This is a genomic window from Actinomycetota bacterium (genome assembly GCA_030774015.1).
Classification (GTDB): domain Bacteria; phylum Actinomycetota; class UBA4738; order UBA4738; family JACQTL01; genus JALYLZ01.
In genome coordinates, this window is record JALYLZ010000165.1 from 1 (window position 1) to 13,594 (window position 13,594).

General features: G+C 67.3%; 12 protein-coding genes. 9 read left to right on the forward strand and 3 right to left on the reverse strand.

Annotated elements, in window-relative coordinates; genetic code table 11:
- Nucleotides 1–198 precede the first annotated feature (198 nt).
- From M3Q23_16130 to M3Q23_16140, 3 genes are all read left to right on the forward strand, one after another.
- Nucleotides 199–555, forward strand: a complete 357-nt coding sequence (locus tag M3Q23_16130) for a hypothetical protein (protein ID MDP9343584.1) — start codon at nt 199–201, stop codon at nt 553–555.
- Between the two features lie 143 nt (nt 556–698).
- Complete coding sequence (locus M3Q23_16135; protein MDP9343585.1) at nt 699–917, forward strand: hypothetical protein; 219 nt, start codon at nt 699–701, stop codon at nt 915–917.
- 167 nt (nt 918–1,084) lie between these two features.
- A complete protein-coding gene (locus M3Q23_16140; protein MDP9343586.1) occupies nt 1,085–2,251 on the forward strand; it encodes a hypothetical protein in 1,167 nt (388 codons plus the stop codon).
- Between the two features lie 28 nt (nt 2,252–2,279).
- On the opposite strand, the gene M3Q23_16145 is transcribed toward M3Q23_16140, so the two are convergent.
- Complete coding sequence (locus M3Q23_16145) at nt 2,280–2,789, reverse strand: cupin domain-containing protein (protein MDP9343587.1); 510 nt, start codon at nt 2,787–2,789, stop codon at nt 2,280–2,282.
- A gap of 771 nt (nt 2,790–3,560) precedes the next feature.
- Here M3Q23_16145 and M3Q23_16150 point away from each other — a divergent pair.
- Complete coding sequence (locus tag M3Q23_16150; GenBank protein MDP9343588.1) at nt 3,561–4,868, forward strand: PQQ-binding-like beta-propeller repeat protein; 1,308 nt, start codon at nt 3,561–3,563, stop codon at nt 4,866–4,868.
- Nucleotides 4,869–4,945: 77 nt separating this feature from the next.
- Here M3Q23_16150 and M3Q23_16155 read toward each other — a convergent pair whose 3' ends face one another.
- Nucleotides 4,946–5,173, reverse strand: a complete 228-nt coding sequence (locus M3Q23_16155; GenBank protein ID MDP9343589.1) for a hypothetical protein — start codon at nt 5,171–5,173, stop codon at nt 4,946–4,948.
- A 178-nt stretch (nt 5,174–5,351) separates the two neighbouring features.
- Nucleotides 5,352–7,019 carry a PLP-dependent transferase gene (locus tag M3Q23_16160; protein MDP9343590.1) on the reverse strand — a complete coding sequence of 556 codons (1,668 nt, stop codon included), beginning with the start codon at nt 7,017–7,019 and terminating at the stop codon, nt 5,352–5,354.
- Nucleotides 7,020–7,183: 164 nt separating this feature from the next.
- On the opposite strand from M3Q23_16160, the gene M3Q23_16165 reads away from it, so the two are divergent.
- The 5 genes from M3Q23_16165 to M3Q23_16185 all read left to right on the forward strand — a co-directional run bounded on the left by M3Q23_16165 (nt 7,184) and on the right by M3Q23_16185 (nt 13,433).
- Nucleotides 7,184–8,617 carry a UDP-N-acetylmuramoyl-tripeptide--D-alanyl-D-alanine ligase gene (locus M3Q23_16165; GenBank protein ID MDP9343591.1) on the forward strand — a complete coding sequence of 478 codons (1,434 nt, stop codon included), beginning with the start codon at nt 7,184–7,186 and terminating at the stop codon, nt 8,615–8,617.
- A 724-nt stretch (nt 8,618–9,341) separates the two neighbouring features.
- Nucleotides 9,342–9,782 carry a DUF5980 family protein gene (locus tag M3Q23_16170; GenBank protein ID MDP9343592.1) on the forward strand — a complete coding sequence of 147 codons (441 nt, stop codon included), beginning with the start codon at nt 9,342–9,344 and terminating at the stop codon, nt 9,780–9,782.
- A gap of 164 nt (nt 9,783–9,946) precedes the next feature.
- Nucleotides 9,947–11,140 carry a DUF5050 domain-containing protein gene (locus tag M3Q23_16175; GenBank protein MDP9343593.1) on the forward strand — a complete coding sequence of 398 codons (1,194 nt, stop codon included), beginning with the start codon at nt 9,947–9,949 and terminating at the stop codon, nt 11,138–11,140.
- A gap of 684 nt (nt 11,141–11,824) precedes the next feature.
- Nucleotides 11,825–12,556: a hypothetical protein gene (locus tag M3Q23_16180; GenBank protein ID MDP9343594.1), complete on the forward strand. Its 732-nt coding sequence runs from the start codon at nt 11,825–11,827 to the stop codon at nt 12,554–12,556.
- A 199-nt stretch (nt 12,557–12,755) separates the two neighbouring features.
- Nucleotides 12,756–13,433 carry a hypothetical protein gene (locus tag M3Q23_16185; protein ID MDP9343595.1) on the forward strand — a complete coding sequence of 226 codons (678 nt, stop codon included), beginning with the start codon at nt 12,756–12,758 and terminating at the stop codon, nt 13,431–13,433.
- Nucleotides 13,434–13,594: the final 161 nt, after the last annotated feature.

The window sequence follows — 13,594 nt, forward strand, 5'->3', positions numbered from 1 at the left end:
CTTGGCCATCCTGGCCGTGTGAGAGCAACGCAGCATTCGTCAGGGTCATCGGTCTTCGAGCTCCTGTCTCGCCCTGGAGGGATGGAGTGCTACTGGAGGTGTCTCACCTCAGCCTGACAGACAGGGGGGCTGGTCCGCGACCGGGCAGGCAATCTGTACGGCACGACCTATTACGACGGCCAGAACAACCTCGGTTCCGTGTATCAGCTGGCCCCGACCTCGACCGGAACCTGGAAGGAACGAGTCCTCTACAGCTTCCGAGGCGGCATGGACGGCAGCAATTCGATAAGCAACCTGGTATTCGACGCGCACGGCAACCTGTACGGCACGACGAGTGAGGGAGGCGCCCCCGGATGCTCGTGCGGCACGGTGTTCGAGATGACCCGCGGGAGCCAGGGTCAGTGGAAGGAGAGCGTCGTCTACCGTTTCACGGGAGCCCCCGATGGAGCATTTCCGTACAACGGACTGGTAAGCGATCAGGCGGGAAACATGTACGGCACGACCGTGCACGGTGGCACCGACAACGAGGGTGCCATCTATCAGTTGACAATCTAGGGGGCAGTCGGAGCCTCGGGCCGGCCCCCGATCAGCCCTCGGGCCGAGGTCCGCTTCGGCTTCCCGAAGGCGAACTCACGGCGAGGTATCAACTCGATCAGGCACCCAAGAACCTGCGCGGGCTATGCGAGCGTCTGGGCGACATGCTGAACGGAAGCGACCAACTTCACGGCGACGCTCGCGAGAACCTTCTTGCCAATCGTGCCGATGACGTGGCCGCCGTTCAGTGGGCGGTCGAGCACGGCATCGACGACGTTGCCCTTCTCGCGGCCGGGCCATACCCGCCCGGGTTCGACCTCGATGCCGCCGTCAACCTGTGTGTGCGCGGGCTGGCTGAGTTAGCGACTGTGCCTCTCCCGTGACGCGAGGTGACGCTCCGGCGCTCGACTGTCATGCGCACATCGCACCGGACGTCACGGCCGAGGAACTCGGACGACTCGGAACACTCGGGCAATCTCTCACCGGCTTCCAGCCGTACACATCTCGGAGCCCCGCGAGGCCGTGTAGCCTGGCGGAGGAGGAGAGCCTCATGCGAGCGAGGGCCTGGATCCAGCTCGGGATCATGACGCTGATCGTCAGTGGTTCATTGATGGCGCTCACGCCCGTACCGGCGTCCGCGGGCTTCCCCGGTGGGAATGGCAAGATCGCCTTCACGAGCACCCGGGACGGGAACGACGAGATCTACGCGATGAATCCCGACGGGTCTGGACAAGCGAACCTGACCCACAACCCCGCGAAGGACTTCGAGCCGGCCTGGGCGCCCGATGGGTCGAAGATCGCCTTCGTCAGCGACCGGGCGGCGAGCGGGGGCTGGGACGTGTTCGTCATGAACGCCGACGGTTCGGGCGTGGTCAACCTGACGAACAACCCCGCGCTCGACTGGACCCCGGCCTGGTCTCCGGATGGCACCAAGATCGTCTTCACGAGCTACCGGGCCGGCGGTGGCGAGATCTTCGTCATGAACGCTGACGGATCCGGGGTAGTGCAGCTCACCAGCAACGCGACCTACGATCGCCACCCCAAGTGGTCGCCGGACGGAGCGAAGATCGCGTTCGAGTCGCAACCCTCCGCCAGCGACTGGGAGATCAAGGTCATGAACGCCGACGGAACCGGCGTGACGCAGATCACGAACAACAACTACGCCGACTTCGAGCCCGACTGGTCGCCCGACTCCTCGAAGATCGCCTGGCGGAGCGGAGAGTCCGGCGCGGGGCAGATCGCCGTCATGAACGCCGACGGGACCGGCATCGTGACCCTCACGAACGATCTCGAATACGATCTGGAACCCGCGTGGGCGCCCGACGCGACGAAAATCGCCTACGGGAGTGTGCAGGGAAATGACGTCGTCGTTCGCGTCATGAACACGGACGGCACTGGACAGGTGACCATCGGCTCCAGCACCGGATTCGACTCCGACCCGGACTGGCAGCCCGTCAGCGGCAGCCCCACCTCCTTCAGCCTCACGGTGACGAAGCGTGGCGGAGGCGTCGGCACGGTGACGAGTTCCCCCCCCGGGATCCGGTGCGGCACGGATTGCTCGGAGGCCTACCCGAGCGGGGCGGTCGTGACACTCACCCCGGTCGCTGCGAAAGGGTCCACATTCGCGGGGTGGACCGGAGCGTGCTCAGGCACCGGCACGTGCGCCGTGACGATGAACGCCTCGAAGACGGCGACAGCGAGGTTCAAGCGGGCATAGGAGGTCACGCGAGGAAGCTCCCGCGCCCCTACCCGGCGAACGAGCGGAGAGCCTGAGCGGCGGCGGGGTACAACGCCGAGAGCTGATCAACGTCTCCGAGCTCCACGTCGGGTGTCTCCACGCCGGGCCATTCGGTGCTTGCCCCGAGGAACCAGCTACCCCCTGGCATCAACCTTGCAGTGTGGAACGTGCTTCCAGGGATGAGCAACTGCAACTTGTGTCCATGGCGGAGATCGGGTCCCACGATCTCGTGTCCGGTTGTCCCATCCGGATACAACAGAACCACCTCGATGGGGTCCCCGAGGTATCGGTGATACAGCTGGTGGTTGCGGATCCTGTGGAGCCGAACCGGCGCATCCGGAGTCACCAGGAAGTACAGGGCCGAGCCGAGCGGCCGCCCGGCGTCGAACGGCGCTTCGAGTCCTCCCGGCGCGATTCGCTCGACGCTCCTGTACGTCTCTGCGACGAATCCACAGGTCGCGTGGGCCTGCAGCCCAAGGAGCTCCCGCACGTCATCCGCAGTCATCTCGCCTGGCATCCCTACCTCCAAACGTAGTGTGCTCTCCTCTCAGACCTGTGCCCCGCGCAGGGGAAGGTCCTCTGCGAAGGGTACGGGACGGATGACATTGTGCCGGTCCGCTCTGTTACGGTCGCCGGATGAGCAGGTCCTTGCTGGAGGACGCGTTCGGCCACCACGTGTGGGCGACGCTGCGGTTTGTGGATGCGTGTCTCGCGCTCAGCCCGGAGCAGCTGGGGACCGCCGTCCTGGGGACCTACGGCTCCGCCCCCCGAGACCCCGCACACTTGATTGGGAGAGACGCTCGCTGGTCCAATATGCCGTAGAGCCCCGTCCGGCTCGAGCGCCCGGAGGCGCCGGGAGCCGGGTCGAACCGAAGGGCCGCCGCGCTCACCCCTGCCAGCACAGCAGCCGAAGCCATTGCTGGGCCCACCAGGGCGGCGCTCACCACGTCCTGGCGCGGTTGTCACTCCGGGTACACGTTCGTCACCCCGGGGCCGCCATCGGTCAGTCGGAGCACGTCCGAGAGCTCTTCAACGACCGCCTCCATGAGTGGGAGACCTTCTACAACTCACCGGCCCCACGGGGGCCTGGGCGGTCAGACTCCATTTGAGAGGCTGGCAGAAGACGAGGGTCCGGCCGTGAACAGACACCCGTCAGTTGCGCAGCTAGCAGCCGTCTTTCAAGAACGAGGTGTCGGCCCCTCCCCGAGGGGAATCCTTTCACCTGTCCCGGCCGTACCAGTCATGACGAGAGCGCACGGACCGACGTGCGGGAACCGGGAGGGGTAACATGCGTCGTTACGCGATCGCCGTCGCCATGCTCACGCTCGCGACGGCGGTCATCGGATCAGGGACTCCGGTGGCCGCCGCTATCACCGTGAACTGGCCCCAGTTCCGCTTCAACAACAACCACACCGGAGTGAACCCCCACGAGACCACCATCACCGTCCAGAACATCAAGTTCGTGACCCGGGATTGGGCGGCCCAGCTGGGAAAGCTGGTCGACTTCTCGTCCCCCGCCGTGGTGAACGGCGTCGTGTACATCGGCTCGGACGACGGCCGGCTGTGGGCGTATCCGGCGGACGGGTGCGGCCAGGACCTGTGCACCACCCCGCTGTGGACCTCGACCTCCCTCGCCCAGATCATCGACTCGCCCACGGTTCGGAACGGCCTCGTGTACGTGGGCTCCCAGACCTCCGACACGTCGGCCGCCGGGAAGCTCGACGTGTTCTCGGCCGCGGGGTGCGGCCAGCCGGTGTGCAGCCCCCTGTGGCAGGGACTGGCGGGCAACCAGTCCATTCTGGAGTCGTCCCCGGCCGTGGGCGGCGGGCTGGTCTTCGTGGGGGCCTTCGACGGGAAGCTGTACGCCTTCCCTGCGGGCGGATGCGGCGCTCCCACCTGCAAGCCGGTGTGGACGGGCGCCACGGGAGGAACCATCGAGTCCACGCCCACGGTGGTGGGCGGTGTGGTCTACATCGGGTCGGACGACGGGAAGCTCTACGCGTTCAATGCCGCGGGATGCGGCGCGGCCCAGTGCCAGCCCCTGTGGACCGGGACCATCGGGGGGTCCGTGTTCGAGTCCAGCCCCGCCGTGGCCAAGGGGATCGTGTACATCGGCTCGGACCACTTCCTGGCGGCCTTCACCGCGGCCGGGTGCGGCACGGCGACCTGCGCTCCGCTGTGGGAGGGCACCTACCAGAACGAGTTCTTCGGCGGCTCGCCCGCCGTGTTCAACGGCAACGTTTACATCGGCCTGGAGGATGGGCTGGGGGTCTTCGCGGGGGACGGGTGCGGACAGGCCATCTGCGGACCGGCCTGGCTCGGGTTCGGGTCGGGCTTCCAGGCCCAGGTCCTGTCCTCGCCCACCGTGGCCAATGGCATCGTGTACGCGGGCCGGAACACCGGCGAGGTCCTGGCCTGGCGGGCCAAGCCCTGCGGGAAGTTCATCTGCTCCAGCATCTGGAGCGGCGCCACAGAGGACCCCCTGGTCAACTCCTCGCCGACCGTGGTCAACGGCAAGGTCTACATCGGCAGCGCCAACAGCAACTTTCCGGAGGACATCCAGGGCCGGATCTACGTGTTCGATTCGTCTCTGTAGTCCGCAGGGTCGGATCCGCTCGGACTTCACGCGAGGGCAGTGGCCGCGGAAGGCCACCGAAGGCCGCAGCCAGGCGGTCAGGTCGGGCGAAAGGACGCCTCCGTCCCGATCCACACCTGGACCGAGTACCGGTTGAGGTGGTGGAAGGTCACCGTGGCGTACCGGCGGATCCCGCCGGCCGGGCGCAGGTCGACCAGAGTCAGGGGGAGCTTGGTGTCCGGGGCGAGGGTCTGCTCCAGCCTGGCCGGGCCCCCGAGCAGCACGTCAAAGAGCACCACCACCCCGGTGGGGGGAAGGGTGTCCATGTGATCCCGGATGCGACCCGGTACGCGACCGCGCCTGCTGGCCGCGCTCGTCGTGGCGGGGGGCCTCGGCGCTCAGACTCATCAGGGCCGGGAACGAAGCGATCCCCGTAATGGGCGGGGGTCGGAAAGCTTTGGGAGGCCCTTCAGGCTCTCAGCCAATCCGCTTCGCAACCACACTCTACTCCTCCTTTGCGGTCTTTGCGGTCCGGGTCTCTGGGCTTGGCCCGTCTTGAGGTCGACCCGGGCCACGGTCCCGGCGCTCGAGTTGGCCACCCATGCGGCACGAAAGACGGTCCGCCGCTTCGCACAGCACAGCCTTCAGCCTCTCCAGGCCGAGGCGGTGCTCGGTCCCTGCTGCGATGCGCACGAAGGGCGCCCCGTGCTCGGGGTTTGAGGCCGTCAGGTACACGCGGGTGACGTCGAACCCGAAGCTCGCCCCCGCAACGATCGGCACCCGGTGTTCCCCGGCGACGGCGAGCACCGTCCGGACGAACCGCTGATGGACGTCGAGGTGGTCGTCCGCCCGAGCGAACACGACACTGAAGTAACCTCCGGCGAAATCCAGGAGCCGGGCCCGCCGCCACGCGGGATGGTCGGGCAGGGCCGGATGCCGAGCGCCGAGGACGGTCCTTGCGCTGCGATCCGAGCGCTCCCCCAGCGCACGGGCGAGCTCGAGCGCGTTTCGCCCGATGCGGGCCAGCCGTTGCCACAGCGCCGCGCGGTTGGGTCCGGGGACGAGGTACGGCGCCCCGTCCGGCACGTTCGTCCCTAGGTGCTCCCGGTATGCGTCCAGCCGCTCGGCATCCGGGTGGGGGGCCACGATCATGCCGGCGGGAGTCCGGTCCAGTCCGAACTGCGGGTACTTGGTCAGGCTCTCCACCTGCACGATTCGGACACCTCGGGCCCCCGCCGGCAGCATCGCGAACGGATGGACCGCGCAGGACAGGCCGGTGGTGTCGACGACCAGCGTGGTGGGTTCGCCCCCCGACGTGCCAGCGAGATGGCCGATCACCTGAGCGAGGTCGGGCATCGCCATGGCTCGTTCGTTGCAGAAGGCGTCCAGGAAGACGACCCGCGGACGAATCGCGTCGATCGCGCGCAGCAGGCCATCGGTGTCGTCCTCGTCCACCTCCACCACCCCGTCCCCGAGGGCGCTACGCCGAACCAGCTCGAGGCTCTCGTGGTAGAGGGACCGGCCGGCCAGGACCCGCTCCGGCGTGGATCCGTCCATCGTCAGGTAGGCCAGCACCGTGGCGAACGCGGACATCCCACAGCTCGTCATCAGGGCTCGCAGGTCCATACCGGCCGGCCGGTCGACGTACTCGCGGAGGTACGCCTCCTCGAACGTCGCCGCGTCGGCGTGGCGGTCCCGACGGTAGTCGTCATGGTGCTCGGTGATCCGGCCGGCGAACCTGCCAGCTTGGGCGAACACCGAGTACCCGAACGAGGGGGACTGCCAGTCCGCGCAGGTGATGGCCGCGGCCGCCGACGACACGAGCACCCGGATGACTTCGGCGAGCTCACCGCGTTCCTCGGTGAACCGGTGGACCGCCGCTATCGACGGATGGATGGTCGTGGCGAGGTCTCGGAGCGTCAGCGCGCTGTCACGCAGCATGCCGAACCGCCGCCTGAAGTGCCGGATGCCGTCCACCACCGACTGGAGCGTGGATGCCCGAAAGTGGGAACCGGCGTCCTGGACCTCTTCGAGCGCCCGCTCCAGCCGGGAGGACATGCAACCGGCGATCCAGGCCAGCTCGGCGAAGTCGTCCCCCAGGTCCTCGAGCGACGCGACCGCGAGCGCACGCTGGTGAGAGGACTCGTCAATCGCGACGCTCGCTCGCTTCACCCGGGACCCGATCTGTCGGCCTCAGGTGAGAAGACAGGACCGGGCCGGCGGAGGTTCCCTCGGCCACCCGGGTCGATGCGGCGGTCCCCGGGGAACCTGCGGGCGACCTCCGCGGTCATGTCACCGGGACCGGCGCAGGGGCGCGGCCGGCCCAGGGAGCAGTGGTGCGAGCCCTTCGCCTGTCGGAAGTCGCCGGTGCTGTGGGCGGACGCCTCATGGGCGCCGACGTCGTCGTCACCTCTCTGGCCGTCCACAGCTCCGAGGCCAGGCCGGGGACGCTCTTCGTCGCCCTCCCTGGAGCGCGGACGGACGGCCACGAGTTCGTTGGCGAGGCCTTCGCCAGCGGGGCGGCCGGCGCGTTGGTTGAGCGCCCGCAGGGGACCTCGGAGCCGGCCGTCGTGGTGGACTCGACGGCGGAGGCACTTCTGGCCCTGGCCGCGGCAGAGCGCTCGGCGCTCCGGGCGCCGGTGGTCGGCATCACGGGATCCGTGGGCAAGACGAGCACGAAGGACATGACGGCATCAGTTCTGGGCATGCGCTTCGCCACCCATGCCAGCCCGGCCTCGTTCAACAACCAGGTCGGGTTGCCGCTGACCATCCTGGGGGCCGACCCGGGCGTCGGGGTGCTGGTCTGCGAGATCGGCGGGGGCGCGGTAGGGGAGATAGCGGACCTGTGCCGCGTGGCCCGCCCCGACATCGGCGTCGTGACCACGGTCGGCGTAGCCCATCTGGAGACGTTCGGCTCCCGGGCCAACATCGCGCGAGCCAAGGCCGAGCTCGTCGAAGCCCTCCCCCCAGACGGCCTGGCCGTCTTGAACGCCGACGACCGTGTGGTCCGGGGCTTCGCCGGCCGGACCCTCGCCGCGGTCCGCACGTTCGGCCGGTCCCAGCGCGCCGACGTTAGGGCAGAGGACGTCACCGTGGACGAGATGGCCCGCGCCCGGTTCGTGCTGGCCGTGAGCGGGGACCGCGAGCCCGTTCGCCTGTCAATGCCGGGCGAGCACATGGTGACGAACGCGCTGGCGGCGGCGGCCTGTGGCCTGGCCCTGGGGATGTCGGCGGCCGAGTGTGCGGTGGGCCTGGAGCGGGCCCGGATCTCGCCGTGGCGGATGGAGCTTGGCAGAGCCGCCGGGCTGCTCCTCCTCAACGATGCGTACAACGCGAGCCCGGACTCAGTTCGGGCGGCCCTGCTGACCGCTCGCCGGCTGGCCGGCGGCGCGCGGTGCATCGGCGTGCTCGGGGAGATGGCCGAGCTGGGGCCGGATACCGACCGCGCCCACCGTGAGGTCGGCGCCGCCGTCGCCTCGCTCGGGATCGACGTCCTCATCGCGGTCGGCCCGGGCGCCTGGGTGATCGCCGAGGCGGCCCTGGATGCCGGAATGCGGCCCGACAGGGTGGTCCGCTCAGGGACCGTCGAGGAGGCTCAGGAAGCCGTGCGGCGGATGGCCAGACCGGGGGACGTCCTGCTGATCAAGGGGTCGCGGGTGGCGGCCCTGGAGCGCCTGGCCGCTCTCCTGGCGAGGGGACCGGGCGCCTCATCGCGACGACCAGCCAGACATCCTTCGCCCTCATTGGCGGGACGTCGCTGCGGACCGTGACGCTTCGGATCGGGGGCCGGGACCGTGCGGTGCTCTTGAAGCTCGAGGGGGAGAACCCGGGCGGCTCGGTCAAGGATCGTACGGCCCTCGGCCTCGTCGAGGATCTCGAGCGCTCCGGCCGGCTCGGCCCACGCTCGATCGTGGTCGAGTCGACCTTGGGCAACCTGGGGGTGGGACTGGCCCTGGCCTGCCGTGCGCGGGGGTACCCGTTCGTGGCCGTCGTCGACCCCAGGATCGGGCGGGGGTTCCTGGACCGCATGGCCGAGCTCGACGCGACCGTGGAGATGGTCCGGGAGGCCGACGACCACGGCTCGTATCTGGCCGCCCGGCTGGCCCGAGTCGGGTCGCTGTGCGCGTCGTCCTCGCGGTTCGTGTGGACCGACCAGTACGCGAACCCGGCCAACCCGAGGATCCACGAGACCCGAACCGGGCCCGAGATTCTCCGGCAGACCGCGGGGATGGTGGACGCGGTGTTCGTCGCCGTGTCCACGGGGGGAACGCTCGCCGGCATCGCCAGGTGCTTTCGCCGGACCAGCCCCGGGACCCGGATTGTGGGAGTGGACGCCCGCAGAACCTTCTCGGGCGGGAACCTGTGGGTCGTGAACTATGCGGACCAGGGCTGGAGAGGGCTGACTCTTGCCCGGCGGATCGTGTCGGAGCCCATCGAAGTCCCATCCAGCCCGTCGGCCGTATACCCCATGACCGCGGAGGGAAGGGGTGGGCCATGGCCACACACGTGCGACGTAGCGCCCGGATCCTCATGGGGGTCCTCGTGGTTTCGGGGATACTCGCCTCGGCGTTCGCTGGAACCGCTGCGGCGACGAGCACCCGTACCGCGAGGTGGACGCTGGTGGATTATCACCAGAGCGCCTGCTTCAGCAGTAACGTCACCGATGCGTACTTCGGCATCTGGATCGACGGAACGTGGCGACGCTCGATCGACGTGGGAGCGGCGAATCTCCCACCGGGGGGCACGTACACCACCAGCTACGCGCCCATCCCGCCTGGCTCGAGCGACGGCGTGTACTCGCTGGCCTACGTTCACGTGGTCCTGCGGTCCACCCAGGCATTGGGGACGTACACCGCCGACATGTGGGCTTCGGACGGTCGCCTCATGCAATCGGTGCCGATCACGCTGGTCGTTCAGTCGAAATGCGGCTACTGAAGGAGCCGGTAGAACCGCCCAGCGGCGGGCCTCGATCGGGAAGGATCACGCGTGACACATCGCTCCGACCGGCGTTCATACTCGGCGGCGGCATCCGGCAGCGCCGCCCGCCCGTAGACCTCCCGAAGGTTTCCCCTCGTCGGACAGTGGAGAGGAAGACCGTCGTGAGTCGATCGGCGCTCGTCCGCGCAATGTGGGCCATCGCGTTGGTCGGCGGGGTGCTGGCGATCGGGCCGCCCGCGACGGCCGGGTTCCCCGGGACGAACGGCAAGATCGCCTTCGTCAGCGAGCGGGACGGGAACCTCGAGATCTACTCAATGAACCCCGACGGATCCTCTCAGACCATCCTGACCAAGAATCCGGCCCGCGACTTTCAGCCGGCCTGGTCACCCGACGGATCGAAGGTCGCGTTCACGAGCGACCGGACCGGCGGCTGGGACATCTATCTCATGAACGCCGACGGGTCCGGCCAGACCAGGCTCACCACCGACCCCGCGCTCGACTACAACCCCGCCTGGTCGGCGGACGGGACGAAGATCGCGTTCAACAGCGGCCGGAACGGGACCCAGCTGTGGACGATGAACTCGAACGGGACGAACCAGGTCCAACTCACCCACGACACCGTCACCGACCGGCACCCCAAGTGGTCGCCCGACGGGACGAAGATCGCCTTCGAATCCTACCGCGGCAACTGGGAGATCTACGCACTCAACGCGGACGGGACCGCGGAGACCCGGCTGACCAACGACAGCGCGTATGACTTCGAGCCGGACTGGAAGCCGGACGGGAGCAAGATCGCCTGGCGGACCGGGAGGTTTGACGGCGTCGGCGACATCGCGGTGATGAACCCAGACGGGACGGGGATCGTCAACCTCACCAACGATCCGGCCTACGACCGGGAGCCGGGCTGGTCGCCGGATGGGACCAAGATCGCCTACGCCAGCGTGCAGGGGACGAATTTCGACATCCGCGTCATGAACGCCGACGGCACCGGCAAGGTCACCCTCACCACGAACCCCGCGAACGACTACGACCCGGACTGGGCCCCCGGGACGTCCACGCCGACGACGTTCACCCTCACGGTGATGAAGAAGGGTAGCGGTGCCGGAACGGTGGGAAGCAGCCCGGCGGGGATCGCGTGCGGCACGGACTGCTCGGAGCCCTACCCAGGCGGGACCGTGGTCACGCTTCGAGCCCGGCCCGCCGTTGGCTCGGTCTTCGCCGGCTGGACCGGAGCCTGCTCGGGAACGGGAACCTGCTCCGTGACGATGAACGCCCCGAGGACGGCGACGGCCACGTTCGGCGCCGTCCTGACCGGGGCGATCGCGCTGACCCGCCACGGAACGAATCCAGGCTGATGGCAGTTTTCAAGACCGCCGCCTTCGTCCGCTCGGCCACCCTCCCGAGGAGGATTGTCCCATGGGCGCCAGAGCGGGCTCCACGAGGCCTACAAGGACGTGAAGCCACCCAAGCCGAAGAAGGCCGACGTGGTGCCGATCAGGTAGCTCCTGATCTGCTCTTGGTCTACCCTCATGCCAGAGTCGAGGTCGGGCGCGACGGCTCCTAGTTGGGACGGAATGGCTGTTGATAGAGTACCCATGAGAACGTCTCCAGGGAGGCGGTGAAGCAAGACATTCAGCAGGACGGCCTTTCGATGTTCACTTCCGTCACCCTTGACCTCAAGAGTGCGGGGCGAGCGATCAAACGGATGACGCAGTCTGGACTGACCTGCCCTTAGGCGTGATCATGGGAGCGAGCTAGTAACTATGTCCCGAACCCGAGTCGAGGTGCTCACGTTCTCGCTGCTGCTCTTGGTGGCCTGTGGCGGATCGACTGAAGAGACAGCTGCGAACCAAAGCTCAGCGCCGCCATCTTCAACACCATCAGCTACGTCGCCGCCGAGTCCATCCGCCTCACCGTCCCCGAGCGCAAGCCCGGTCATCTTCGCGGACGCGCGGAACGCGGTGTGCGGAAGTATGTCGTCCGTCCCGAAGCATCTTCAGGAGGCCAAGCCGTATGCGAATGGACGGGTTCCTCCAGACTTGGCCAACAAGTTGACCCAGGACGCCGCGGCCTTGGATCCGCTGATCTATGGCGATCTTGCGGCGGCGTATCCGACCGGAGTGTTAGATGCGCTCAAGTCGCTCCAGTCCGATCTTCAGAAGATGAGCGCCCTGGACGTATTTGACTCCCGAGCAACCTTAGACGATGCAGTCAAGTCAGCGAACGAAGTCAACTCTCAAATGAGTTGTCCAGCCCTCTCGCCGACACCGTCGACGAGCCCGACCGGGCCACCTGGGAGGACAATTCAAGACGGAACGTGGCAGGTCGGCAAGGCCGTGAAGCCAGGCGTCTATCGGCTGCTCGCACCGTTCCACGGCTGCTACTACGCACGACTCCGCAACTTCAACGGCGCCAACGACATCATCGCGAATGGGCTACCCACCGGTGAGTCGTGGGTAGTGGAGATCAGGTCCACTGATGCGGGCTTTGAGAGCGACCACTGCGGCACTTGGACTTCGGACCTCTCGCGTGTGTCCCAGAGTCTGACGACCATTACTGATGGAGAGTGGATCGTCGGGACGGACCTCCAGCCTGGGACGTATCGCACGACCAGCGCGAAGGGCGGGTGCTACTACGCGCGTCTCAGCAACTTCAGCGGCGTCAGCGACATCGTCTCAAACGACCTAGGTGGCGGACCGCACATCATCACAATCGGCTCGGGCGACGCTGGGTTCCAGACGGAGAAGTGCGGCGTGTGGAAGAAGATTTGAGACTATCGAAGCTCCCGCCCGGGGTTCGGGCCGACCTGCTCCGGGTCCTCACCTCCCCACCAGACGTCCGGGCCGACGTCATCCGCCAGTTCCACGAGCGGAACGACGACCTGGCCGAGCTGCTGATGGACCTAGAAGCAGGACGACTTCCTCCGAGCGGCGATGGTGGACCTGCTTGCGCGAGAGCGAGGGAAACTGAGTGGACGAACCAGGCTCTCAGGAAGCCAAACCTGCCACCGTCGCAGTCACAGTCACGATCGGGACTCCCTCGATCCAGATGCGGAGTCATCTATGGATTCAGTGGACCGAGATTGCGATGGAGCATGAGACCGAGGCGATAGGCATCCGGGCGGAAGCCTTGCGGACCAGGCAAGACGGTGGAGAGATAGCAGGTCTACTCGGCCGGGAAATGCGAGCATCGATGGTCTCGATCGCGGCAGCGGCTCACTCCATCGATGCCTTGTATGGAGCGCTCCAAGAGGCAACTCCCAATCGACCCATGTTCGCTAAAGGAACGCCGCGGCGAGGAAAGATCATCGAGACGTTGAAGTACGGACTCGACCTCCGCGGGGAGACGACGAGGTGGGAGTCTGAGTTTCGGTGGCTCTTCAACCTTCGAGGTGGTGCTGTTCACTTCAAGGGTGAGTTCACGGCAACCGTGCCTCATCCATTAGGAACGAACACTGCTCCAGAGGCCGTTGCCTATTCGCAGGAATCCGCGATTCGGGCGGTTGACTTCCTCTCAGAGGTCCTGAGCGCATGTTCTAAGCGGCCAAAGCCGACCGTTCCAGAGATGGTGAAGTGGGCGACTGACTACGGTCCCGCCATCGAACGGCTCCTCGCATCGCGTGCCCCTCGGCCCGAACCAACTGATTGACGGACAGAGGGCGCACGGGTTCACCGGACTTCTTAGCCTCGATCCACCGAATCTCTTGGGTGCCGTGAGCTCTTGAGCGGCTGAACTCGCGAAAAGGTGCCTCCCACTTGGGATGATGCAGCTGCCGAAGCAAGCATCCACCCGAGCGAAGGAGGCACCTT

Bases quoted from the DNA above. Each gene is read 5' to 3' on its own strand.
- M3Q23_16140 (MDP9343586.1), top strand. From the start codon at position 1,085: ATGCGAGCGAGGGCCTGGATCCAGCTCGGGATCATGACGCTGATCGTC.
- M3Q23_16135 (MDP9343585.1), top strand. From the start codon at position 699: ATGCTGAACGGAAGCGACCAACTTCACGGCGACGCTCGCGAGAACCTT.
- M3Q23_16170 (MDP9343592.1), top strand. From the start codon at position 9,342: ATGGCCACACACGTGCGACGTAGCGCCCGGATCCTCATGGGGGTCCTC.
- M3Q23_16150 (MDP9343588.1), top strand. From the start codon at position 3,561: ATGCGTCGTTACGCGATCGCCGTCGCCATGCTCACGCTCGCGACGGCG.
- M3Q23_16155 (MDP9343589.1), bottom strand. From the start codon at position 5,173: ATGGACACCCTTCCCCCCACCGGGGTGGTGGTGCTCTTTGACGTGCTG.
- M3Q23_16145 (MDP9343587.1), bottom strand. From the start codon at position 2,789: ATGCCAGGCGAGATGACTGCGGATGACGTGCGGGAGCTCCTTGGGCTG.